20 protein-coding genes are annotated in these 20,189 nt (G+C 71.2%); 7 read left to right on the top strand and 13 right to left on the bottom strand.

The window, feature by feature from the left end:
* Window positions 1-24: 24 nt before the first annotated feature.
* The gene (locus AV521_RS06710) at window positions 25-1,443 is read right to left on the bottom strand and encodes a xylan 1,4-beta-xylosidase (RefSeq protein ID WP_076084910.1); all 1,419 of its coding nucleotides are present in this window, start codon (window positions 1,441-1,443) and stop codon (window positions 25-27) included.
* 109 nt (window positions 1,444-1,552) lie between these two features.
* Here AV521_RS06710 and AV521_RS06705 point away from each other — a divergent pair, with 109 nt between their 5' ends.
* Together AV521_RS06705 and AV521_RS06700 are read left to right on the top strand one after the other, a co-directional pair.
* Window positions 1,553-2,647, top strand: a complete 1,095-nt coding sequence (locus AV521_RS06705) for a DUF5925 domain-containing protein (RefSeq protein ID WP_076084908.1) — start codon at window positions 1,553-1,555, stop codon at window positions 2,645-2,647.
* 15 nt (window positions 2,648-2,662) lie between these two features.
* Window positions 2,663-3,439, top strand: a complete 777-nt coding sequence (locus AV521_RS06700; protein WP_076084906.1) for a DUF72 domain-containing protein — start codon at window positions 2,663-2,665, stop codon at window positions 3,437-3,439.
* Between the two features lie 48 nt (window positions 3,440-3,487).
* Here the strand turns inward: AV521_RS06700 and AV521_RS06695 are convergent, their stop codons facing one another.
* Window positions 3,488-3,856 carry a GntR family transcriptional regulator gene (locus AV521_RS06695; protein WP_076084904.1) on the bottom strand — a complete coding sequence of 123 codons (369 nt, stop codon included), beginning with the start codon at window positions 3,854-3,856 and terminating at the stop codon, window positions 3,488-3,490.
* Between the two features lie 70 nt (window positions 3,857-3,926).
* On the opposite strand from AV521_RS06695, the gene AV521_RS06690 reads away from it, so the two are divergent.
* A complete protein-coding gene (locus tag AV521_RS06690) occupies window positions 3,927-4,856 on the top strand; it encodes a GNAT family N-acetyltransferase (RefSeq protein ID WP_076084902.1) in 930 nt (309 codons plus the stop codon).
* Complete coding sequence (locus AV521_RS06685; RefSeq protein ID WP_076084900.1) at window positions 4,837-5,337, top strand: DUF402 domain-containing protein; 501 nt, start codon at window positions 4,837-4,839, stop codon at window positions 5,335-5,337. The genes AV521_RS06690 and AV521_RS06685 overlap by 20 nt, the downstream gene beginning before the upstream one ends.
* Here AV521_RS06685 and AV521_RS06680 read toward each other — a convergent pair.
* Window positions 5,326-5,976 carry a bifunctional 2-polyprenyl-6-hydroxyphenol methylase/3-demethylubiquinol 3-O-methyltransferase UbiG gene (locus AV521_RS06680; RefSeq protein WP_076084898.1) on the bottom strand — a complete coding sequence of 217 codons (651 nt, stop codon included), beginning with the start codon at window positions 5,974-5,976 and terminating at the stop codon, window positions 5,326-5,328. The genes AV521_RS06685 and AV521_RS06680 overlap by 12 nt on opposite strands.
* Before the next feature lie 111 nt (window positions 5,977-6,087).
* Here AV521_RS06680 and AV521_RS50530 point away from each other — a divergent pair, with 111 nt between their 5' ends.
* Window positions 6,088-6,222, top strand: a complete 135-nt coding sequence (locus tag AV521_RS50530) for a hypothetical protein (RefSeq protein ID WP_107480835.1) — start codon at window positions 6,088-6,090, stop codon at window positions 6,220-6,222.
* 14 nt (window positions 6,223-6,236) lie between these two features.
* Here the strand turns inward: AV521_RS50530 and AV521_RS06675 are convergent, their stop codons facing one another.
* Window positions 6,237-6,695, bottom strand: coding sequence for a GNAT family N-acetyltransferase (locus AV521_RS06675; protein ID WP_076084895.1), 459 nt, complete (start codon window positions 6,693-6,695; stop codon window positions 6,237-6,239).
* A 166-nt stretch (window positions 6,696-6,861) separates the two neighbouring features.
* On the opposite strand from AV521_RS06675, the gene AV521_RS06670 reads away from it, so the two are divergent.
* Window positions 6,862-7,845 (top strand): lytic polysaccharide monooxygenase, encoded by a 984-nt coding sequence (locus AV521_RS06670; protein WP_076084892.1) that lies wholly within the window; start codon window positions 6,862-6,864, stop codon window positions 7,843-7,845.
* 58 nt (window positions 7,846-7,903) lie between these two features.
* Here the strand turns inward: AV521_RS06670 and AV521_RS06665 are convergent, their stop codons facing one another.
* Both AV521_RS06665 and AV521_RS06660 read right to left on the bottom strand, forming a co-directional pair.
* Complete coding sequence (locus AV521_RS06665; protein ID WP_076084889.1) at window positions 7,904-8,767, bottom strand: triacylglycerol lipase; 864 nt, start codon at window positions 8,765-8,767, stop codon at window positions 7,904-7,906.
* A 169-nt stretch (window positions 8,768-8,936) separates the two neighbouring features.
* A complete protein-coding gene (locus tag AV521_RS06660; RefSeq protein WP_076084886.1) occupies window positions 8,937-9,383 on the bottom strand; it encodes a MarR family winged helix-turn-helix transcriptional regulator in 447 nt (148 codons plus the stop codon).
* 87 nt (window positions 9,384-9,470) lie between these two features.
* On the opposite strand from AV521_RS06660, the gene AV521_RS06655 reads away from it, so the two are divergent.
* Window positions 9,471-9,845: a cupin domain-containing protein gene (locus tag AV521_RS06655; protein WP_076084883.1), complete on the top strand. Its 375-nt coding sequence runs from the start codon at window positions 9,471-9,473 to the stop codon at window positions 9,843-9,845.
* Between the two features lie 17 nt (window positions 9,846-9,862).
* Here the strand turns inward: AV521_RS06655 and AV521_RS06650 are convergent, their stop codons facing one another.
* The 7 genes from AV521_RS06650 to AV521_RS06620 all read right to left on the bottom strand — a co-directional run bounded on the left by AV521_RS06650 (window position 9,863) and on the right by AV521_RS06620 (window position 20,148).
* Window positions 9,863-10,837 (bottom strand): hypothetical protein, encoded by a 975-nt coding sequence (locus AV521_RS06650; protein WP_076084881.1) that lies wholly within the window; start codon window positions 10,835-10,837, stop codon window positions 9,863-9,865.
* On the bottom strand, window positions 10,834-14,277 hold the full coding sequence (locus tag AV521_RS06645; RefSeq protein ID WP_076085783.1) for a DNA polymerase III subunit alpha: 3,444 nt from the start codon (window positions 14,275-14,277) through the stop codon (window positions 10,834-10,836). Before AV521_RS06645 ends, AV521_RS06650 begins: the two co-directional genes overlap by 4 nt.
* Before the next feature lie 186 nt (window positions 14,278-14,463).
* Window positions 14,464-15,546, bottom strand: a complete 1,083-nt coding sequence (locus AV521_RS06640; RefSeq protein WP_076084878.1) for a S1 family peptidase — start codon at window positions 15,544-15,546, stop codon at window positions 14,464-14,466.
* Between the two features lie 316 nt (window positions 15,547-15,862).
* Window positions 15,863-16,759, bottom strand: a complete 897-nt coding sequence (locus AV521_RS06635; RefSeq protein ID WP_076084875.1) for a S1 family peptidase — start codon at window positions 16,757-16,759, stop codon at window positions 15,863-15,865.
* A 247-nt stretch (window positions 16,760-17,006) separates the two neighbouring features.
* Complete coding sequence (locus AV521_RS06630) at window positions 17,007-17,789, bottom strand: DUF1684 domain-containing protein (RefSeq protein ID WP_076084872.1); 783 nt, start codon at window positions 17,787-17,789, stop codon at window positions 17,007-17,009.
* A gap of 23 nt (window positions 17,790-17,812) precedes the next feature.
* Window positions 17,813-19,057, bottom strand: coding sequence for an NtaA/DmoA family FMN-dependent monooxygenase (locus AV521_RS06625; RefSeq protein ID WP_076084869.1), 1,245 nt, complete (start codon window positions 19,055-19,057; stop codon window positions 17,813-17,815).
* The gene (locus AV521_RS06620) at window positions 19,054-20,148 is read right to left on the bottom strand and encodes an LLM class flavin-dependent oxidoreductase (RefSeq protein WP_076084866.1); all 1,095 of its coding nucleotides are present in this window, start codon (window positions 20,146-20,148) and stop codon (window positions 19,054-19,056) included. Before AV521_RS06620 ends, AV521_RS06625 begins: the two co-directional genes overlap by 4 nt.
* Window positions 20,149-20,189: the final 41 nt, after the last annotated feature.

The raw sequence follows: 20,189 nt of genomic DNA, 5'->3' as shown, positions 1-20,189 counted from the left end.
CCGAGGTGACGGGTGTGGGGTGGCTCAGCGGTCGAGCCACTTCACCTCGTACGGCTGCATGCCGAACCGTTTGCCGTCGACCTGGGCGCTGATCGCCCGGTTCTGCGTGTTGACGACGAGGACGGTCCTCCCGCTCGCCAGGACGCGGACATGGGGCACGTCGTCGGCCGCGACGGACACGTTCCGGTACGCCGTTCCGGGCGGGAACGCCTTGGCGAACCGGGACACCAGGTCGTACATGGGCAGGGCTTTGCCTCCGCCGGAGCCGTCGGTCGGCGTCCACAGGCAGCCGGCGCAGCCGGAACCGGTCTTCTCCTCCGGGTTCCAGTAGAAGCCGGATCCGGCGCCGCCCCTGACCATGGCGATCATGCCGGTGGCCTGTACGGCGACGCGGTGCGGCTCGGTCCAGCCGGTGCGGTCGCCGTTGCCGTCGCCGGGCTCCACGTAGTACTCGGCCCACCACAGCGGCAGGCCGTGGGTCTGCCGCCGCAGCCACTCGCTGACCGCCGTCAGCTTGTCGGTGGCCCCGAACTCGTCGGGCAGCAGGTCGTCGTCGTGGGTGTAGCTGGAGCCGTCGACGACGGTGAAGTCGGCGCCGGCCTTGTGCGCGTTCCAGTACGAGAAGGCGTCGAGCACCCGCCGGTCCACGGCGCCCCACGGGCCTTTCAGCGCGCCGGAGGCGTTCTGGTCACGCGGGTCGAGGCTGTCCATCACCAGATACGGCCCGCCGACCATGATGTCCTTGTCGACCTTCTTCAGCGCCGTGTACACGAGGTTGTACAGCCTGGTGTATCCCTCGTAGTCCCAGCGGGACTCGGCGTCGTTCCAGAAGCCCTTGAACTCGTTCCAGACGATGAAGTGCTTCACATCCGGATAGCGGCGGGCGACGGTCGCGGCGAGGTCGGCGAAGTCCTGGTAGTGGTCGGGGGCGGGCGCCTTCTCCAGGGCGGACTGGCTCCAGTCCGTACTGTCGACGCCGGCCCTGCCGCCCTTCATCCAGTCCGGGGAGCAGCACAGGGTGATCACGGGGGTGGCGCCGGAGGCGCGCATGAAGTCAAGGCGGCGGTCGAGGGCGCCGAAGTCGTAGTGCCCCTTGACCGGTTCGGGATTGTCGGCGCCCCAGCCCATGATGTGCTGGTTCTGCGCCAGCCCGCCGCTCCGGCCGAGCAGCTGCTCCACGCTCTTGGTGGCCGCACCGGCGCCTTCGTCGGCGCTGTACTGGGTGTGGGTGAACCCCCAGCCGACGTACGGCTCCGGTTTCGCGCCCGGGCTCGCGGGGGTGCCGTGCACCTTGTCGCCGTCACGTGTGGTGCCGGCGGTGCTGGGACCGCCGGTCAGCGTGCCGAACAGGGTCACCGCCAGGGCCAGCACGGCCGCGCCGACACCGAGCAGGGCGGTGAACCGCCACCGCCGAGTATCCGAATCCCACCCATGTCGTCCCATCGAGGACAACGGTAACGGCGGAGGGAGGTCGTCCGGCGGGCTTTGGGGAGACCCGGAACAAACGGAGAATTGCCGTGCGCGGAGCCGGTCCGTGCCCGATCATGGCGGCATGTCTGCGAACCCACACGACGCACTGCCGATCCGGCTCCACGTCGACGACTCCGACTCGCCGTCCGACGTCGTCGACGCGCTGTTCCTCGGCCGCTTCGCGACGGGCGAGCAGCCGTACTCGCACGCGGCCAACATCGACCGCGTCCGCTCCGACGCCACCCTGCTGCCGGACGGCGCCCGCGTACTGCGGGTCGCCCGCGACGACGACCGCAGCGCCACCCTCGCCGAGGGCGACGGCTGGACCCTGCTGGTCTCCCGCTGGAACCGCGGCGCGGACGTCACGGTGACCGCGACCAGCGCCGAACTGGCCAAGCGGGTCCTCGACCAGGCCACGGACGGCGCGGCGGACGAGCCCGAGCCCCAGCCCGAGAACGTGACGATGGGCTTCTGGTACGTCTCCCCCCGGCGCGGCCCGCACCGCACCACCCGGCAGATCTCCGCCGGCACCTGGGACGAGGTCCGGCCCAACTACACGGCACCGGTGGCGGACGCCATGGACCGCCTGATGAAGACGACCCCGGAGGACATCGCCGGCCGGCTGCTCCTCCTGCACGGCCCGCCCGGCACCGGCAAGACCTCGGCCCTGCGCACGCTGGCCCGTTCCTGGCGCGACTGGTGCCAGGTGGACTGCGTCCTGGACCCCGAACGCCTCTTCTCCGACGTCGGCTATCTGATGGACATCGCGATCGGCGAGGAGGACAGCGCGGGAAAGGGCCGCTGGCGGCTGCTGCTCCTGGAGGACTGCGACGAGCTGATCCGCGGCGAGGCCAAGCACACGGCGGGCCAGGCCCTGTCCCGGCTGCTCAACCTGACCGACGGCCTGCTCGGCCAGGGCCGCAACGTGCTGGTCGGCGTCACCACCAACGAGGATCTGGAGCGTCTGCACCCGGCGGTGGTCCGCCCCGGGCGCTGCCTGGCCCGTATCGAGGTGGGCCCGCTGACCCGCCGCGAGGCGGTGAACTGGCTCGGCGTCGAGGAGGGCGTCGGCCGCGAGGGCGCGACGCTGGCCGAGCTGTTCGCGCTGCGCCGGGGCACGGCGCCGACCTCGGTGCCGGGGGCGCGGGACGGCGCGGACGCGGGCCTGTATCTGTAGTGCTTTGATGGTGCTGTGACCTTGTTCGTCGGCACCTCGGGGTGGCAGTACAAGGACTGGCGGGACCTCGTCTATCCGGCCGGGGTCCCGGCTCGGCTGTGGCTGGAGGAGTACACCCGGCTCTTCGCGACGGTGGAGATCAACAACGCGTTCTACCGTCTCCCGTCCCGCGAGAACTTCGAGACCTGGCGGGAGCGGGTCCCGGCGGACTTCGTCGTCGCGGTCAAGGCCAGCCGCTATCTGACCCACATCAAGCGCCTGAAGGACCCCGCCGAACCGGTCGACCGCCTGATGACCCACGCGGCGGGCCTCGGCGACCGCCTGGGCCCAATCCTCCTCCAGCTCCCGCCGACCCTGCGCGCCGACCCCGCGCTCCTGGACACCTGCCTGGCCTGCTTCCCGCGCGGTACGAGGGTCGCCGTGGAACCGCGCCACGACTCCTGGTGGACAGCGGAAGTCCGTGAGGTCCTGTCGGCCCGGCACGCGGCCCTGTGCTGGGCGGACGTCCAGGCCCACCCGACGACGCCCCTGTGGCGCACCACCGACTGGGGCTACGTCCGCTTCCACGAGGGCCGAGCCACCCCCTGGCCCCACTACGGCCGCCGCTCCCTGGAGACCTGGGTGGACCGCATCGCGACGACATGGCGGGAAGGGTCGGGGGACGACGTGTACGCGTACTTCAACAACGACCCGGGAGGTGCGGCGGTACAGGACGCGGTGACGTTCGCAAGGGCGGCGGAGAGGGCGGGCCTGCGGGTGACACGGTTCCCGGAGCCGGCGAAGCGCCACTGATTCTCGCGACCGGTTCTTCTCCGTCGCTCCGGGCAGCGCTCCAGCCCGCTATTTCCCGTAGGCAGCCCGCAGGGCATCCCGCACGGCGGCCAACGCGTCATCCTCGGTGAGCCCGAGCCGCCGGACACGCTCGGCGTAAGCCTGTGCGGCCAAGGACGCCTCACGCTCCGCGGCCGAGCCGGCGGCAGCCACGAACGTTCCGTTGCGCCCCCGCGTCTCGATCACCCCGTCGGTCTCCAGCGCCCGGTACGCCTTGGCCACGGTGTTCACGGCGAGGCCCAGGGACTCGGCCAGCCCCCGCACGGTCGGCAACCGGTATCCCACCGGCAAGCCCCCGGACCGGGCCTGTGCGGAGATCTGCGCCCGCACCTGCTCGTACGGGGGCGCGCTGTCATCGATGCGGATCTTCAGGCTCACGGGCCGATTGTCCCCCACGGGTGGAAAATCAGAGGCATCCCCGGCACGTATCCCCGTACGGTGCATCCCCATGACTGTGATCGTGCGTGACCTCCGCCCCGGCGTCCCCGCGGACACCGAGGGCTTCGCCCGGGTCCGCCATCTCGCCCTTCCGTACATCCTGTTCACCTCGGACTCGATCCGCCACGACGCGCTCCGCATGCCGCCCGAGGCGCGCTATCGCCCGTTGATCGCGGAGGAGGACGGCGAGGTGATCGGCACGGCCCAGGTCCATCTGGCCCACGACAGCACGGAGCCGGGCCAGGGTCTCCTGAACGTCTACGTCCGACCGGACCGGACCGGTCGCGGCGCCGGCGGGCTCCTGCTGCGGGCGGCCGAGGAGCACCTAGCCGCCCAGGGAGCGACCAGGGTGTTCAGCTGGGTCCTCGACGATCCGGCCAACCGCGCCTTCGCGGAACGCCACGGCTATCGGGGCAGCCGTTCCGCCCACTTCCTGCGCCGCGACCTGGCGGGCTCCGCTCTCCCGCCCGTACCGGAGACCCCGCCGGGCGTCGAGCTGCGTACAGCCGCGGACTTCGCGGACGACCCGCGCCCGCTGTTCGAGCTGGACGCGGAGACGATGCTGGACGAACCGGGCGACGTCGACTACGAGTTGACCGACTACGAGGCCTGGATCGAGCAGTACTGGAAGCATCCGCTGCTGGACCGCGACCTGACGGTGGCCGCGTGTGTCGAGGGCCGCCCAGTGGCCTTCAGCGTGGCCTACACCGACGGCGGCACCCGGTACGCCACCGCGATGACCGGCACCGCCCAGTCCCATCGCGGGCGCGGCCTGGCCAAGCTCGCCAAGATCCACTCTCTCTACCGGGCCCGGGCCGCCGGTGTCACCGAGGCCTTCACCGGCAACGACACCGGGAACGACCCGATGATCGCGATCAACGAGTGGCTCGGGTACGAGATCTGCGCGACGGAGGTACGCCATGTCCGTGAACTCGGCTGACGAACTGGAACAGTTGGAGGTCGTCCTGGTCAAGGCCGGCCGGACGAAGATCCGTTACCCGGCCGAGCTGCTCGGCGACGACGGCACCCGCATCGCCGTACGCGCGCCCTGGGCGGGCGCCGGCGCCCGGGACTTCGGCTTCGTCCGCTTCGAGCCGGGTGACGTCTTCACCGAGTACTACTGGCGGGACCGCTGGTACGCGGTGAAGGAGGTGCGCGCCGCGGACGGCACGGTGAAGGGCTGGTACTGCGACATCACCCGCCCGGCGGTGCGCACCGGCGCCGAACTGACCGTGGAAGACCTGGACCTGGACCTGTGGCGCTCCGCCGACGGCACGGACGTACGACGGCTGGACGAGGACGAGTTCGCCGAGAGCGGGCTGGCGGAGACGGACCCCGAGGCCGCCTCCGCCGCCGTGGCCGCCCTGGACGAACTGGAGAGGCTGGCCCGCAAGGGCGGCTTCGAGGAGCTACTGACCTGACGGGTGTCCTATGCCGGCCACCACGGCGTACCGCTCGTCCGTCACCGCCTTCCCCCACAACAGCGGGTCGTCGGACAGGCGCTCCACGCGTATCTCCGGGCTCAGCGGCGCGAGCAGGGCGGTGAGGTGCTCGGCGGGGATGCCGACGGGGTTCAGGGTCCCCCAGACCCCCTCGACCAGCACGAGCCGCCCTCCGGGCCGCAGCAGGTCCCGCCAGTGCCGCAGCACCCTGTCCGGTCCCGGCAGGGTCCAGAGCACATGCCGCACCAGGACGACGTCGAAGCGCCGCTCCCCCACCGGCGGGGTGGCGGCATCCCCGCGCAGGACCGCCGCGTCGTACCCGGCGAGCTTGGCGCGGGCCCGCTCGACCATCGCCGGGGAGGAGTCGACGCCGGTCACACGGTGTCCCTGTTCGGCCGCGAGGAGCGACAGGCTGCCGGTGCCGCAGCCGAGGTCGAGGACGTCGGCGGGGCGCTCGGGCAGCCAGGAGCGGAGTCTGGCCGCCCAGGCGGCGCGGATCCCGGGGTCGCGCAGGCCATGGTCCGGCTCGTCGTCGAAGACGCCGGCCGCGGCGTCCCAGTCGACATCCGGGGCATCGTAGGCGACCGGCGCAACCGTCCGGCCCTTCACATTCGTCATGCCCACAGAGTGACACCCGCCACTGACAATCCGGCTCCGATGAGGAACTCTCGCCGAAAGGGTCTACCTCCGTGACAACGCGGGCCACGGTAGGCACTGAAGGAGGCAGCCATGCGCCGCGTAACCGTGCAGAAGCCCCTGAAGAAGACGGACAGCCGCCGGGTCCGCGAAGAGGCGGAGGAGCGCCCCGCGGTCCGTCCCGAGGTGCGCAAAGACATCGCACGCACCTGGTGGCCCGACGGCTGACCGCGCCGGGGCCGTCAGTCCAGCCGCTTGCGGTAGTGAATCCGGTCGTAGGGCCCGTCGACACGGCGTTCCACGACCTCGTATCCGTACTTCGGGTAGATCTCCTGGTTCTCCCACATCAGCGCGTTCGTGTAGAGCCTGATCTCGCCGAGGCCCAGCGCACGCGCGCGTGCCTCGACGAAGCGCAGCAAGCGCCCTCCGACGCCCGTGCCGCGGGCGTCGGGGTGGACGGCGATGCTGTCCAGGAAGAGGTGGTCGGCGAACGCCTCGATCACGACCAGCCCGTCGACCGGTTCCCCGGTGACGAACACCTTGCCGGCGGCCACGTCCGTGGCGTGGTCCGCCACCATGGGCTGCGGCACCACGCCGATGCGCTCGATGTAGTGCTGATAGGCCGCGTCCGTCACCGCCTTGACAGCCGGCACATCGCCGGCGACGGCCGCGCGGACCTGCTCGGGATTCCTGTCGATCATGGCCGCACGCTATCTACCTGAGCGCAGTCTGAGCACCCCCTTAAGCGCACCATAAGGATCTCCTTCTCCCGCCTCCAGCAGGCGATTTCACGGTTTCTCGGGGCTAGCTTCGGAGCACCCCCACGGGATCCACCCGCACCGAGGACCGTTTTTCGAGGAGTTCCGCATGCCCGCTCGCGCCCGACGCACGGCCGCTGTCGTCGCCGTACTCGGTCTGCCGCCGCTCGCCCTGACCGTGTTCGCCGCCGCGCCCGCGTCCGCGCACGGTTCGATGGGCGATCCGGTCAGCCGTGTCTCGCAGTGCTACGCGGAGGGTCCGCAGAGCCCGAAGTCGGCCGCGTGCAAGGCGGCCGTGGCGGCCGGCGGCGCACAGGCGCTGTACGACTGGAACGGCATCCGGATCGGCGATGCCGCCGGACAGCACCAGAAGCTGATCCCGGACGGCAAGCTGTGCAGCGCGAACAACGAGGAGTTCAAGGGCCTGGACCTGGCCCGCGCCGACTGGCCGGCGACGAGCGTGCACAGCGGGTCGTACACCTTCAAGTACCGGGTGACCGCCCAGCACAAGGGGACCTTCAAGGTCTATCTCACCAAGCCCGGTTACGACCCCGCCAAGTCGCTGGCCTGGTCCGAGCTGGATCTGGAGCACCCGGTGGCGACGGCCACCGACCCGGTCGCCTCGGGTGGCTTCTACACGTTCTCCGGCACGCTTCCCGAGCGGTCCGGCAAGCAGCTGCTGTATGCGATCTGGCAGCGCTCGGACAGCCCGGAGGCGTTCTACTCCTGCTCGGACGTCGACTTCGGTGGCGCCGGGGCGGCGAACCCGGGCAGCAGCCCCGCTCCCACGGCCTCCGCGCCCTCCGACCACCAGATCGCGGCCGGTGCCGACAAGTCGACGATGACGATGCAGCACCACGGTCACGGCGACGGCACGAGCACGCCGTCCCGGCCGCCGGCACAGCAGCCCGGCAGCGCCGCCGCGCCCAACGCGCCGAAGGCGGCCGGTGCGACGAAGAACCTCGCGGAGACCGGCGCCTCCACCGCCACCTCGTACGTCGCGATCGGTGGCGCGGCGGCGCTGGCGCTCGGTTCGGCGACGCTGTTCCTGTCGGTACGGCGGCGCACGGCGGGTGGCGCCCACCGCCGGTAGGGCCTGCGGGTTCCGGGGCCTGTCCGGCGGCTCAGGTCGGACAGGCCCCGGTGGCACGTCAGCTGAAGGCCGACGCGCAGGTGGTGGCGGTGGCGGCGGCCGGGTCGAGCGCATTGGCCACCTCGTGGAAGGCGATCCGGTCGAACAGGCCGATCGCGACGTGCTCGGTGAGGTCGAGCGGGCACAGGTCCTGCAGCAGGACGTTGTGGACGTCTGAGCCGCTCAGGTACTGGCTCTGCCAGGGCGTGGCCACCTCGTCGTACTTGGTGGCGATGACCGTGTAGTGCACTCCGGGGTCGGTGTCGCCGCCCGCGTTGAGCTTGGTGAGGAAGTCGGAGCCGGGGATCTGGTCGGCGAGGCCGGGGGTGGTGGCCTTGACCAGGTCCGTGGCGCCGGGGAAGTACGGCAGCAGGTTGGTGAGGCCGCTCACGGTGGCGCCGTGGTTGTCGGGTGCCAGGCCGACGAGGGCGTTCACCTTGGCGTCTCCGCCGAGGAACCTCAGGTAGTAGCGGGGCATCATGCCGCCCTGGGAGTGCCCGACCAGGTCGGCCTTGGCGGCGCCGGTCGCGGCGAGCACCTTGTCCACGAAGGCCGACAGCTGCTCCGCCGACTTGTCGATGGGACCGAGGCCGTAGAAGAGGGGGACGCCGGGCAGTTGGCCGTAGTCGAGGGAGTAGACGCAGTATCCACGGCCCTTCAGATAGGGGGCGAGGGACAGCCAGTTGTCGACCGAGTTGCCCAGGGTGCCGTGCACCAGGACGACCGGGCGGGGGTGGTCGGCGGAGGGCTTGCACGAGAAGTCGTTCCAACCACTGCTGGGAGCGTTGTCCGCGGCATGCGCCGCGGCGGCGGGAACGGTGGCGACCGCGGCGGTGAGGAGCACCGCGGCAAGGGGTCTGAGCACTCGCTTCCAGGGCAGCATCGAGTGATCTCCTTGCGGCTCAAGGGAGGTACGACGGCCTTACCCTGTGATCCGGATCACGAGGATGCTGTTCACTCGTCAAGTTACGGGCGAGTAGTGCACATGTGAAGTTACGCGCCAGTAAAAACTTCCAGTGATAACCAACGCTCCACCAGGACCCGATGGACCTTCACCAAGCGGGCCGGATCGGACCATGGGGCACAATCCGCGCCAACCGCTCCCCCAGCGCCCGCACTTCACCCTCGCCCAGCACCCCGGCCCACGCCCCCACCACGTCGGCCGCCGCCTCCTCCGCCGCCCGGGTGCACGCCCAGCCGCGCTCGGTCAGCACGATCAGCCGGGCCCGCGCGTCCTGCGGATGCGGCCGGCGCTCCGCGTACCCCTTGCGCACGATCTCGTCCACCAGCTGACTCGCCGCCTGCTTGGTCACCCCGAGATGCGCGGCGACATCGGTGACCGTGGCCCCGTCCGGGGCGAGCCGGGCGAAGGTGAAGCCGTGGGCGGGCCGCACATCGGCGAATCCGCGTGCGACGACCCCCTCGTTGATGCGTTGCGTGAGGTCACCGGCGACGGCGAGCAAGGTGGCGGACAGGGCCATGGCTTCGGAGTTCTGCACGGAGGCATTGAAACACCCTTGACGTGACGGTCAAGCAGCTTGACCATATAGTCAATCCACTTGACCACTCGATCGGAGATCACCGTCATGCCCGTCGTCCGCTCGTCCGAGGCCGTCACCCATGAGATCCACGGCGCCCGCTTCGTCTCGTACGCCACCCCGCTCACCGGCAGCAAGGAGCTGTGCGCCTGGCGCGGGGAGATCCCGGCGGGCACCAAGGCACCGGCACACACCGTCAGCCGCGAGGAGATCCTCCATCTGCTCGTGGGCGAACTGCTGATCACCCTCGACGGCCGGACCGACCGCATCGGCGCGGGCGACACGGTGATCATCAACCCCGGTGCGACCCTGGCCGTCGAGAACCCCACCGACCACACCGCACTCTCCTGGGTCACCACCCCCATCGGCCTGGAGGCGGAGCTGGCGGACGGCACCCGCATCACCCCACCCTGGGCCAACTGACGCCCGGCTGAACGGGGTTACGCCACCAGGGACCCCGGCATCACCGCCCGGGGCCCGAACTTCGCTCGCGCGCGGTCCGCGACCTCCTCGATCCGGCGGACCTTCTCGTCCACGGGGTCGAAGGTGAGCTGATGGGAGGCCTGGTCGGCGGGGGCCAGGCCCTCGGCGCGCAGGGTGAGCGCGCGGACCCGGGCACGCTGCAGGCCAAGCGCCTCGTACATGCCGTAGGCCGCTTCCGTCAGGGCCGCCGAGTGCGCGGTCGGCTCCTTCAGGGTGCGGCTGCGGGTGGTCGAGGAGCGGTCCGCATAGCGGACGGTGAGGGTCAGGGTGCGGCAGATCTTCTCCACCGCGCGCAGCCGTGCGCCGATCTCCTCGGCGGCCGACAGCAGCGCCCTGCGATGCCGGCCGGGGTCCAACTCGTCGATGCCGAAGGCCCGCTCCGCCGCCAGTGACCGTGAGACGGCGTTCGGCACGACCCGGCCCCGGTCGATGCCGCTCGCCTTCTCGCGCAGCTCGCGGCCCGCCCGCGCGCCGATCAGCCGCTGAAGCGTGGACAGCGGCGCGCCGGCGACCAGACCCAGGGTGTCCAGACCGTACTCGTCCAGGGTGCGGGCGGTCGCCGCGCCGACGCCGGGCAGCGCGGACACGGGCCGCTCGGCGAGGAACTCCGCGATGCCGTCCGGGTCCTCGGGCACGACACAGGTCACCCCGGGCCGGGCGTCGCGCAGCGCCATACGGGCCAGCATCGGCCCCGGACCGGCGCCGATCATGCAGTCGACGCCGTGTCGCGCGAGCGCCCGCACCCGGATCACCGAGGCCAGCTCCACGGCGCTGCGCCCGAAGTACCGCTCGGCGCCGCGCAGATCGGCCAGCGCCCCGTCCGGGGGCAGCGCCTCGACGACCGGGGTGAAGTCCTCCAGCAACCCGAGCAGCCCCGGCAGGGCCGCCTCGTACATCGGCGGCAGCTGGAAACGTACGCAGAGAATGGTCATCCCGCACTCCCCGGACTCTGGTGCCACAACTTCTTCATCGCCGAAGGCCCTTGCGCGGCCTCCTGGCCCGCGGGCCGCAGATCGGCCCACGGATGCATCTCGTATCCGGTCGGCAGCTGGATCCGCCGCCCACCGGTCGGATCGCCGTCCGCGCCCTCGGCCACCGGCTCCGCGAGCCGCGCCGCCACGTCGTCCAGCCCGCCCGCGGCCCGCAGTTCGACGAGCTCGGCGAGATTCCAGGCGGCGGAACCCACCACGCTCAGACTGCGCGGACCGCGCCGCTGCACCACTCCCCGCACCAGCAGCAGCCACGAGTGGAAGACGGTGTGGGCGCAGGCATCGTGCGAGTCGTCGAAGAACGCCAGATCGACCAGCCCCGTGCCGTCGTCCAGCGTGGAGAAGATGACCCGCTTGCCGGAGCGGATCGGTGGGGTCTGGGTGGCCGCCTTGGCGCCCGCGACCAGCACGGTCTCACCGTGCCGCGCCTCGCGCAGCCGGCGCGCGGAGACCACGCCCAGCTCCTTGAGGAACTCCCGGTGGTCGTCCATCAGATTGCGCGAGGCGTCCATGGACAGCACACCCAGCTCCGCACTGAGCCGCTCCGCCGAGGTGAGGTCGGGCAGCCCGGCTGGAGCCGTCTTCCGCCCACCTGCCAGAGGGAGCTGCCCGCCACCACCGCCCCGGGCTCCCCGGTGCAGCTCGGCCAGATGCAGCTGCAGATCCCGCCGGTTGGCACCGAACACATCCAACGCCCCCACCTGGGCGAGCCTTTGGGCCAGCGGACGACTGGGCCGCCCCCGCTCCCAGAAGTCCACCAGCGAGGAGTACGGCTGTCCGCCCGCGATCCGCCGCGCCTCGGCCTCGCTGATGCCGTGCACATCGGAGAGAGCGAGCCGCAGCCCCCACACTCCAGATTCAGACACCAGTTCGATCCGATGGGCGACCCCGGACACATTCACGTCCAACGGCAGAATCGGCACCCCGCGCCGCCGTGCATCGGCCAGCAACAGCCGCTTCGGATACATCCCCGGATCGTGTGTGAGCAGCCCGGCGTAGAAGGCGGCCGGGTGATGGGCCTTCAGCCAGGCCGACTGATACGTCGGCACGGCGAAGGCGACGGCATGCGCCTTGCAGAACCCGTACGACCCGAAGGCCTCGACGATCTCCCAGGTCCGCTGAATCGTTTCCGCATCATATCCGTTCATCGCGGCGCGCTGAGCGAACCAGACCCGGATCCGCCCCTGCGACCCGGGATCGGACAGCCCGCGCCGTACCGCGTCCGCCTCGGCCCGCCCGCAGCCGGTCATGATGTCGACGATGTGAATGATCTGCTCGTGAAAGACGACGACGCCGTACGTCTCCTTCAGCGGACGCTCCAGATCCGGGTGCGGATAACGCACCGGCGCCCGCCCGTGCCTGGCCTCGATGAACGGCCGCACCATGTCGGCGGCGACGGGCCCGGGCCGGAACAGCGAGATATCAACGACCAGATCATGAAACGTGCTCGGCTGCAGCCGCCCCACCAGATCCCGCTGACCGGGCGACTCGATCTGGAAGCACCCCAGCGTCTCGGCGGACCGGATCAGCTCATAGGTCTCCGCGTCCCCCGGCGGCACCGCGTCCAGATCGACCCGCTCCCCCGTCGCGCGCTCCACCTCGGCGACCGCATGCGCCATCGCCGACTGCATCCGCACACCCAGCACATCGAGCTTGAGCAGCCCCAGGTCCTCCACGTCCTCCTTGTCGAACTGCGACATGGGAAAGCCCTCGCCGCTGGTAGGCATCACCGGCGTACGTTCGAGCAGCGAGGCATCGGACAACAGCACCCCGCACGGATGCATGGCGACCCCGCGCGGCAGCGCGTCCAGCGCCTCGACCAGCTCCCACAACCGCCCGAACTTCTCCTTCTCCCCCGCCAGTTTCCGCAGCTCGGGCAGTTCCTCCAGCGCGGCCCGCGCATCCCGGGCCCGGATGTGCGGAAAGGACTTGGCGACCCGGTCGATCTCGGCCGGGTCCATGGACAGAGCGGCGCCCACGTCCCGGATGGCATGCCGCACCCGATAGGTCTCCGGCATCGCGACCGTCGCGACCCGCTCGGTGCCGAACCGGTCGATGATCGCGCGGTAGACCTCCAGCCGGCGCGCGGACTCCACATCGATGTCGATATCGGGCAGGGCGAGACGGCGCTTGGACAGGAAGCGCTCCATCAGCAGCCCGTGCTCGACCGGATCGGCATGCGCGATCCCCAGAAGGTGATTGACCAGCGATCCGGCCCCGGACCCTCGGGCGGCCACTCGAATCCCCATCTTCCGTACGTCATCGACGACTTGAGCCACCGTCAGGAAGTAGGAGGCATAGCCGTAGTAAGCGATGACGTCCAGCTCGTCATGCATCCGCGCCCAGTAGTCCCGGCGGTCGTCATAGCCGCGCAGCACCATGCCCGCCGCCGCCCGTGAGGCGAGCACGCGCTGGGCGGTACGACGCCCGGCACCGACGAGATACGCCTCGGGAAAATGAACCGTGCCGATGCCGAGATCGTCCTCGGGGTCGACCAGGCACTCGGCGGCGGTCGCTCGGGTCTGCTCCAGCAGCCGGTACGCGACGTCCCGCCGGTAACCGGCAGCCTCCACGACCCGCTCGGCGACCCGCACCATGTCACCCGCGCCCTTGAGCCAGGCCTCGCCCGAGTCCAGCTCCTTGGCGGGGTCGATGGGCACCAGCCGCCGGGCGGCATCCAGCACATCGGCGACAGGCCCCGCACCGGGGTCGGCATACCGGACGGCATTGCTGAGCACGGGCCGCACCCCCTGCTCGGCGGCGAAGCCGACGGTACGGGCGGCCAGGCGCAGGGAGCCGGGGCCGGTGCCCTTGCGCTGATGCCAGACGGCCTCCAGCCTCAGTGCATCGCCGTAGACCTCGCGCCAGGGGACGAGGAGCTTCGCGGCCCGGTCGGGACGGCCCGCGGCGAGGGCGCGGCCGACGTCGGAGTCGGGACCGAGCAGCACGGTCAGGCCGTCGGCGTGGTTGTCGGGCCAGGTCAGCCGGGGGGCGTCCGTGGCCGTATGGGCGGCGGTGACCAGGCGGCACAGGTCGGCCCAGCCCCGGGCGCCGTCCCGGGCGAGAAAGGTCACGCGGGGCGTCGACTCGTCGACGAAGGCGCCACCGCGCACCGGAGTGCCACGCCGTTCCCGGCGTACCGGATCATCCGCACGCACCCGCGCCGGCCCCTCCACCGCCAGATCGGCGCCGAACAGCGGGCGGACTCCGGCCTTCGCACAGGCCTTGGCGAAGCGCACCACCCCCGCGACGGTGTCACGATCGGTGAGGGCGAGAGCATCCATCCCCCGCTCCGAGGCACGCTCGGCCAGCCGCTCCGGATGGGATGCCCCATACCTCAGGGAGAACCCGGAGACGGTGTGCAGATGCACGAAGCCCGGCACACCCACCTCCCGCACTCGAACATCAGTTCCCTACTTCCACCCCCACCATACCCCTATTCTCGAACGTGTGTACGACATCCATGCAGCCGCCTCCCACCTGCGCAAACACCCGGAGACGAGGCCGCCGCAGGCATGACGAAGTCCCGCCCCCAGGCATCCGCGGGGGCGGGACTTCACAAAAACGAATCAGCCGATCTGCGCCCCGGTGGCGGACAGCGCGGCGGTGACCGGCTGGAAGAACGTCTCCCCGCCGGAGGTGCAGTCGCCACTGCCACCCGAGGTCATGCCGATCGCGTTGCTCCCCGAGAACAGCGAGCCACCGCTGTCACCGGGCTCGGCGCACACATTGGTCTGGATGAGGCCGCTGACGGAGCCCTCCTGGTAGTTCACCGTGGCGTTCAGCCCGGTGACCGTACCGTCGTGCACATGGGTCGTCGACCCACTGCGCGTCACCTTCATCCCGACCGTCGCCTCGGCGGCCCCGGTGATCTTCTGGGTGGACCCGTTGTACAGGTCGACCTCGCTCGGGTGGTCCACGCCCGCCGCGTACTTCACGAGCCCGAAGTCGGTCCCCGGGAAGTGCGACTCCGCGTTCTGCCCGATCTCCTTGCCGCTGGAGTCCGACCAGGTGGAGATGTCCGCGGTGCAGTGCCCGGCGGTCAGGAAGTACGGCTGCCCGTCCTTGACCACGTTGAAGCCGAGCGAGCAACGCCCACCGGAACCGCTGATCGCGTCACCACCGGCGATGAAGGGCTTGAACTCCCCCTTCGACCGCTGCAGTTCGGCCTTGCCGCCGAGCGCGTCGACCACCTTGCTCAGCTTGGTCCACTGCGTGCCCGACACCGTCTTGTCGGCGGTGACGACAACCTTGTTGCTGACCGGGTCCGTCGCCCACGACGTCCCCGGAATGGTCGCGTCCTTCTTCAGCGTCGTCCGCGCACCGTCGAGCGCGGCGAGCGAGTTGGCGACGAGTCTCGCCTTGGCTCCGGCCGCCTCGACGATTTTCACGGCACTCTGGTCGAGCACGTTGACGACAAGGCTCTTGGCCTGGGCGTCGTAGTAGCTGCCGGCGGCGCCGGAGCCGAGGTTCTTCAGCAGCGTAGAGGCGAGGTTTCCAGCCGCCGGGGCGGACAGAACCTTCAGCTCCGGAGCGGACTTCGCCGGCTCACTGGCGTTCGCATTCTGCAAGGTGACACCCGCTGCGACCAGTGCGGCGATTCCCGCACCGGCCAGGGCGGCCCGCCGCCTGGGTATGCGTCGGTGCTTCAACTCACGTCCTCCTGTGGGGGGATGGTCCGCCGGTTGTGTGGGGGCGACGGACCGGAAGGCTGGTTGACGAGGGCCCACTCTTCCGAACGACACAGGGGGCACACAAGGTTGACTTCAGGACGCACACAGAAGCGCCGTACACACCCCCCACGAACTTGACCGACCACGGTCACGCCAGGAAATTAACACTGCAAACACAGGGCGCAAGTAGCCCTCTGCGGAACGTGACGGGATCACATGGCTTGTTCTCACCCATTCCCGCCAAGGGAAAGTCCCCGTACGCCCAAGGGTGTACGGGGACTCGGCAAACCGGCCGTCAGGGCAGCGTGACCCCGTAGTGGCTCAACGCCTCGGTGACCGGCTGGAAGAACGTCGTACCACCGGAGGTGCAGTCACCACTGCCTCCGGACGTCAGCCCGTAGGCCACAGAACCCGCGTACAGCGGCCCACCGCTGTCGCCGCCCTCGGCGCACACCGTGGTCTGGATCAGGCCGGTGACGGTCTCACCGCTGCCGTAGTGGACGGTGGCGTTCAGCGCCGTGACCCGCCCGCTGTGCGTACCGGTGGTGGAGCCGCGCCGGTAGACGGTCTGGCCCACGCTCGGTGTACCCGCGCTGGTGATGCTCTGGCTGCCGACCGCGCTCGGGTGCGCGATGGCGGAGTTGGTGTACCGCACCAGCGCGAAGTCGTTGCCCGGGAAGCTGTAGTCGACGTTGGTGCCCAGCACCGTGGTGTGGCTGGAGTTGCTGTACCAGGTGGAGGCGACCTGGCCGCAGTGCCCGGCGGTGAGGAAGTAGTACGTGCCGCCACTGTGCACGTTGAAACCGAGCGAGCAGCGGTACTGGCCGCCGTAGATGGCGTCGCCGCCGCTGATGAGCTTGCTGAACTTGCCGGAGGTGTGCTTGATGGTCAGCGCCTCCGCGTTGGCGCCGGCCAACCGCTTGATCCTGGCGATCGCGGCCTTCGACACCGTGCTGTCGACGGTGACGACGACACGGTTGGTCCTGCTGTCGACCGCCCAGGCCGTACCGGCCACATCGGCCTTGCCGACGGAGTCGCTCGCCTTGGTGAGCTGGGCCGCGCTGAAGTGGTTGTCGCTCGCGTTCGCGGCGGGGACGGCGAACGCCGCGGCGGCCAGGAAGCCGGTGGCCACGGCGATCAGCCGGGTCCGTCTCGCAGTGCCGCTGTGGGGAGTGGTGCGCTTGATCCTCACTTCTCGTTCCCTCCCAGGGGAATTCGGGGGCCCGCGTGGGGTCGGGGCCCGTGAGGCGCAGCCAGGGGGCCGAGCCGGATTCCGAACACGTATGCCCCCCGACAAGCGCTCGCTGAGGGGGAGTATTCGGCCGGACGACCGGTCGCCACAAGGTCGCCTTTCGGCCGTAGGACTTTAAACCACTCTTACGCAGCAGCCCTTGACACCGACTCAACACACACCTGCACCAACCCGACACACGCTGCTCTCAGCCCAGCGCGCGCTCCCCTGCCCCGATCGCCACGTCCAGCGTGTTGCCGGGCGGCGGGAACGGGCAGATGAAAGCGTCGGCGAAGGCGCACGGCGGAAGCTGGGCGCGGTTGAAGTCCACCGTCGTACGCCCCTCGGCGTCCGGCGCCGCGGGATAGAGGAAGCGGAACCGGAAGCTGCTGTCACCGCTGGTGGCGTCGGCGAACACGGCCCACAGCAGCCCGTCGCCCTGCTGCGCGACCTGAAGCGTCAGCTCCCGCCCGTCCAGGGTGAAGGCCAGCTCTCCGGCGAGGGCGAGCCCCCGCTCGCGCCCGTCCGCGTTGCCCACCCGCAGGGTGCGCGGGTCGTCGTACGGGGTGAAACGCCCCGGCACCGACCAGCGCGGGTCGTACTCGGTGGCCACGATGCCCTTGAAGGCACGGCGGGCCTCGGCCCCGGGGTCGTAGACCCGCACGCCCCACACACCCTCCCGGACCAGCACGAACAGCCGCTTCTCACCGAGCGCGACCCGCGCCTGTGCCTCCGGTCCGCGGTCGGCGGAGAGCCGGACCGCACCCGCGAAGGGCCGCCCGTCCACGCTCAGGCCGTCGGCCTCGACGGCGGTGAGCACCACGCCCTCCCCATCGGCCACCCAAATCCCGGGAATGTCCGGAAGCCGCCCAGCCGGATGGTCCTCGACCCAGTGGGTGGCGGTCAGGGCGAGCGGTCCGTAGGGCGCCGAGACCTTCTCGGCACGCTTCTCGTGCCACTGCTGCCACGCGTCGGCTGCGTCCGTCGTCATGCCGTCTTTCCTTTCATCGGTGATCAGCCTTCCTCCACCGGGTGAGGCAGCCCGAGATGGGAGCGGAGAGTGGCGCCCTGGTATTCCGTGCGGAACGCGCCACGTTCCTGGAGCAGCGGCACCACCCGGTCCACGAACTCCTCCAGTCCGTCGGCCGCCAGCAGGAAACCGTCGGCGGCTCCCTCGCGGACCTGTGCGTGCAGGTCGGAGGCGACCGAGTCGGGCGTGCCGACGAAGGACTGCCTGCCGCCGGCCTCGATCACGGTCTCCCGGCCGGACAGCCCCTTCTCCTCCGCCAGCGCCCGCCATCTCGCGACGCGTGCCAGCGTTTCGCGGTCCCGGCTGCGCGGGGCGATCGCGGGCAGCGGACCGTCGGGGTCGTGACCGGAGAGGTCCACGCCCCAGAGCCGCTCCAGCGCGTAGCGCGCGTACTGCGGGGTGACCCGTTGCCGTCGGATCCCGGCGGCCCGCTCCTGCGCCTCGGCGGCGGTGTCCCCGAGTACGACGGTGACACCGGCCATGATCCTCAGCTCCTCCGGTGCGCGACCGTACGCGGCGAGCCGCCGCTTGACGCGGACGTAGCGGAAGCGGGCCGTCTCCAGCGGGCCGTGCCGGGTGAGGAGCACATCGGCCGTGGCCGCGGCCAGTTCCCGGGTCTTTGCGGACTCGCCCGCGTGGATCACCACGGGCCGCCCCTGCGGTGACCGCGGAAGCCCGAACTCGCCCGCGATGTCGAAGTGCCGGCCCTGGTGCGCGAACGGCCGGGGCGTCCCGTCGGGCGTCCAGGAGTCCCACAGCAGCTTCGCCACGGTGACGAATTCGGCGGTTCTCGCGGAGTGCTCCACGGGTGCGCCGGGGCGGAAGTTCTCGGCGGCGTCCGGTGTGGCCGTCACCCGCCAGGCCGCCCGGCCCCCGCTCAGCTGGTCCAACGTGGCGATTTTTCGGGCGAGTTCGTACGGTTCGCCGAAGGCGGTGTCCGCCGTGGCGGCGAGCCCCAGCCGCGCGGTGCCCTCGGCGAGCGCGTTCAGCAGGGCGGCCGGTTCCGGCCGGCCCACCGGTTCGAGGTCGTGGATCCGGCCCCGGTGCTCGGGCAGCCGCAGCCCCTCGTCGAGCAGCAGGAAGTCGAACAGCCCGCGCTCGGCGACCTGGGCCAGGCGCTCGAAGGAGGCGAACGCGGTGCACGGGTCCGCGTGGGGATCCGCCCATCCGGTGGTGTCCTCGGCGCCCGGGCCGAGGGCCGCGAGATGCACCCGCCGCCGTACGCTCATGACGTTCCCCCTGTCATGGCGCTTCCGGCCCCGGCGTACTGATGGGCGGGCCGCGCGAGCCCCAGGTGCTCGCGCAGGGTGCTGCCCGGGTAGAAGGTGCGGAACAGGCCGCGGTGCTGGAGCAGCGCCACCGTGCCGTTGACCAGCCGCTCCAGGTCACGGCGCGGCTCGACGGGGACGAGGTGGAAGCCGTCGGTGACACCGTCGGCGTGCCAGCCGGCGACCAGTTCGGCGAGATCGACCGGGCCGCCCCGGTACAGCGGCCCCCGCGCGGTGGGCCGTGGGCCTCCGCCGCCGTGTCCGGGCTCGGCGGCGTGTTCCCCGTCGCCGAGGTCGATCAGCAGGCTCACCAGGACCCGAAGGCCGTCCGGATCCCGCCCGGACCGGGCGGCCAGAGCGCGCAGTTCGTCGCGTACGGCGGTGGCCTGCGCCGGGGTCGCGGCGCGGACGAGGGCCACGTCCGCGTACCGCGCGGCGACGGAGCGGGCCTCGTGCCCGGTGGCGTCGACCACGCGGACGGGGTGGCCCTGCGGCGGCCGGGGCACGGTCGAGGGGCCCCGGACCGAGAACGCGGTGCCGGTGAAGTCGACGTGGTGCAGCTTGTTCCGGTCCAGGAAGCGACCGTCGTGCACGTCCCGGATCTCGGCGCCGTCCTCCCAGCTGTCCCACAACTTCGCGGCCACGTCGGCGACCTCACCCGCCTCCCGCCACAGCTCCTCGGGCGGCGCGGCAGGACGGCGGCCGAAGAGCCGGGCCTCGCCCTCGCCGGTGGACACGTCGATCCGCCAGCCGGCCCGGCCGCGGCTGATCCAGTCCAGCGTGGCCACGGCGGCCTGCACCCGGAAGGGCTCGGTGTGGGTGGTGGTGACGGTCGGGACCAGGCCGATGCGCCGGGTCGAGGGCGCCGACCGGGACAGCACGCAGAGGGCGTCGGGCCCGGGCCGGCCGAAGGAGTCGTCCAGCGTCACGAAGTCCAGCCCACCGCGCTCGGCGAGCCGGACCAGCTCGACGTACGACTCGGCGCCGAAACAGCCGGCCAGATCGACGGCGGCGGCGAGATGCGGCAGCCCACGGCCGTGGCGCGCGCTCACCTCGACGCTCCCGGCACGGTGCGACCGGCGGCGATGCCCAC

This window comes from Streptomyces sp. IMTB 2501 (genome assembly GCF_001953885.1).
GTDB lineage: Bacteria > Actinomycetota > Actinomycetes > Streptomycetales > Streptomycetaceae > Streptomyces.
This window is presented reverse-complemented; position numbering and strand designations above follow the sequence as displayed.

Excerpts from the sequence above, each read along its gene's own strand:
- AV521_RS06705 (WP_076084908.1), top strand. The coding sequence starts at position 1,553 with ATGTCTGCGAACCCACACGACGCACTGCCGATCCGGCTCCACGTCGAC.
- AV521_RS06630 (WP_076084872.1), bottom strand. The coding sequence starts at position 17,789 with ATGACGACGGACGCAGCCGACGCGTGGCAGCAGTGGCACGAGAAGCGT.
- AV521_RS06685 (WP_076084900.1), top strand. The coding sequence starts at position 4,837 with ATGTCCGTGAACTCGGCTGACGAACTGGAACAGTTGGAGGTCGTCCTG.
- AV521_RS06680 (WP_076084898.1), bottom strand. The coding sequence starts at position 5,976 with ATGACGAATGTGAAGGGCCGGACGGTTGCGCCGGTCGCCTACGATGCC.
- AV521_RS06710 (WP_076084910.1), bottom strand. The coding sequence starts at position 1,443 with ATGGGACGACATGGGTGGGATTCGGATACTCGGCGGTGGCGGTTCACC.
- AV521_RS06625 (WP_076084869.1), bottom strand. The coding sequence starts at position 19,057 with ATGAGCGTACGGCGGCGGGTGCATCTCGCGGCCCTCGGCCCGGGCGCC.
- AV521_RS06675 (WP_076084895.1), bottom strand. The coding sequence starts at position 6,695 with ATGATCGACAGGAATCCCGAGCAGGTCCGCGCGGCCGTCGCCGGCGAT.
- AV521_RS06650 (WP_076084881.1), bottom strand. The coding sequence starts at position 10,837 with ATGACCATTCTCTGCGTACGTTTCCAGCTGCCGCCGATGTACGAGGCG.
- AV521_RS06665 (WP_076084889.1), bottom strand. The coding sequence starts at position 8,767 with ATGCTGCCCTGGAAGCGAGTGCTCAGACCCCTTGCCGCGGTGCTCCTC.
- AV521_RS06655 (WP_076084883.1), top strand. The coding sequence starts at position 9,471 with ATGCCCGTCGTCCGCTCGTCCGAGGCCGTCACCCATGAGATCCACGGC.
- AV521_RS50530 (WP_107480835.1), top strand. The coding sequence starts at position 6,088 with ATGCGCCGCGTAACCGTGCAGAAGCCCCTGAAGAAGACGGACAGCCGC.
- AV521_RS06670 (WP_076084892.1), top strand. The coding sequence starts at position 6,862 with ATGCCCGCTCGCGCCCGACGCACGGCCGCTGTCGTCGCCGTACTCGGT.
- AV521_RS06690 (WP_076084902.1), top strand. The coding sequence starts at position 3,927 with ATGACTGTGATCGTGCGTGACCTCCGCCCCGGCGTCCCCGCGGACACC.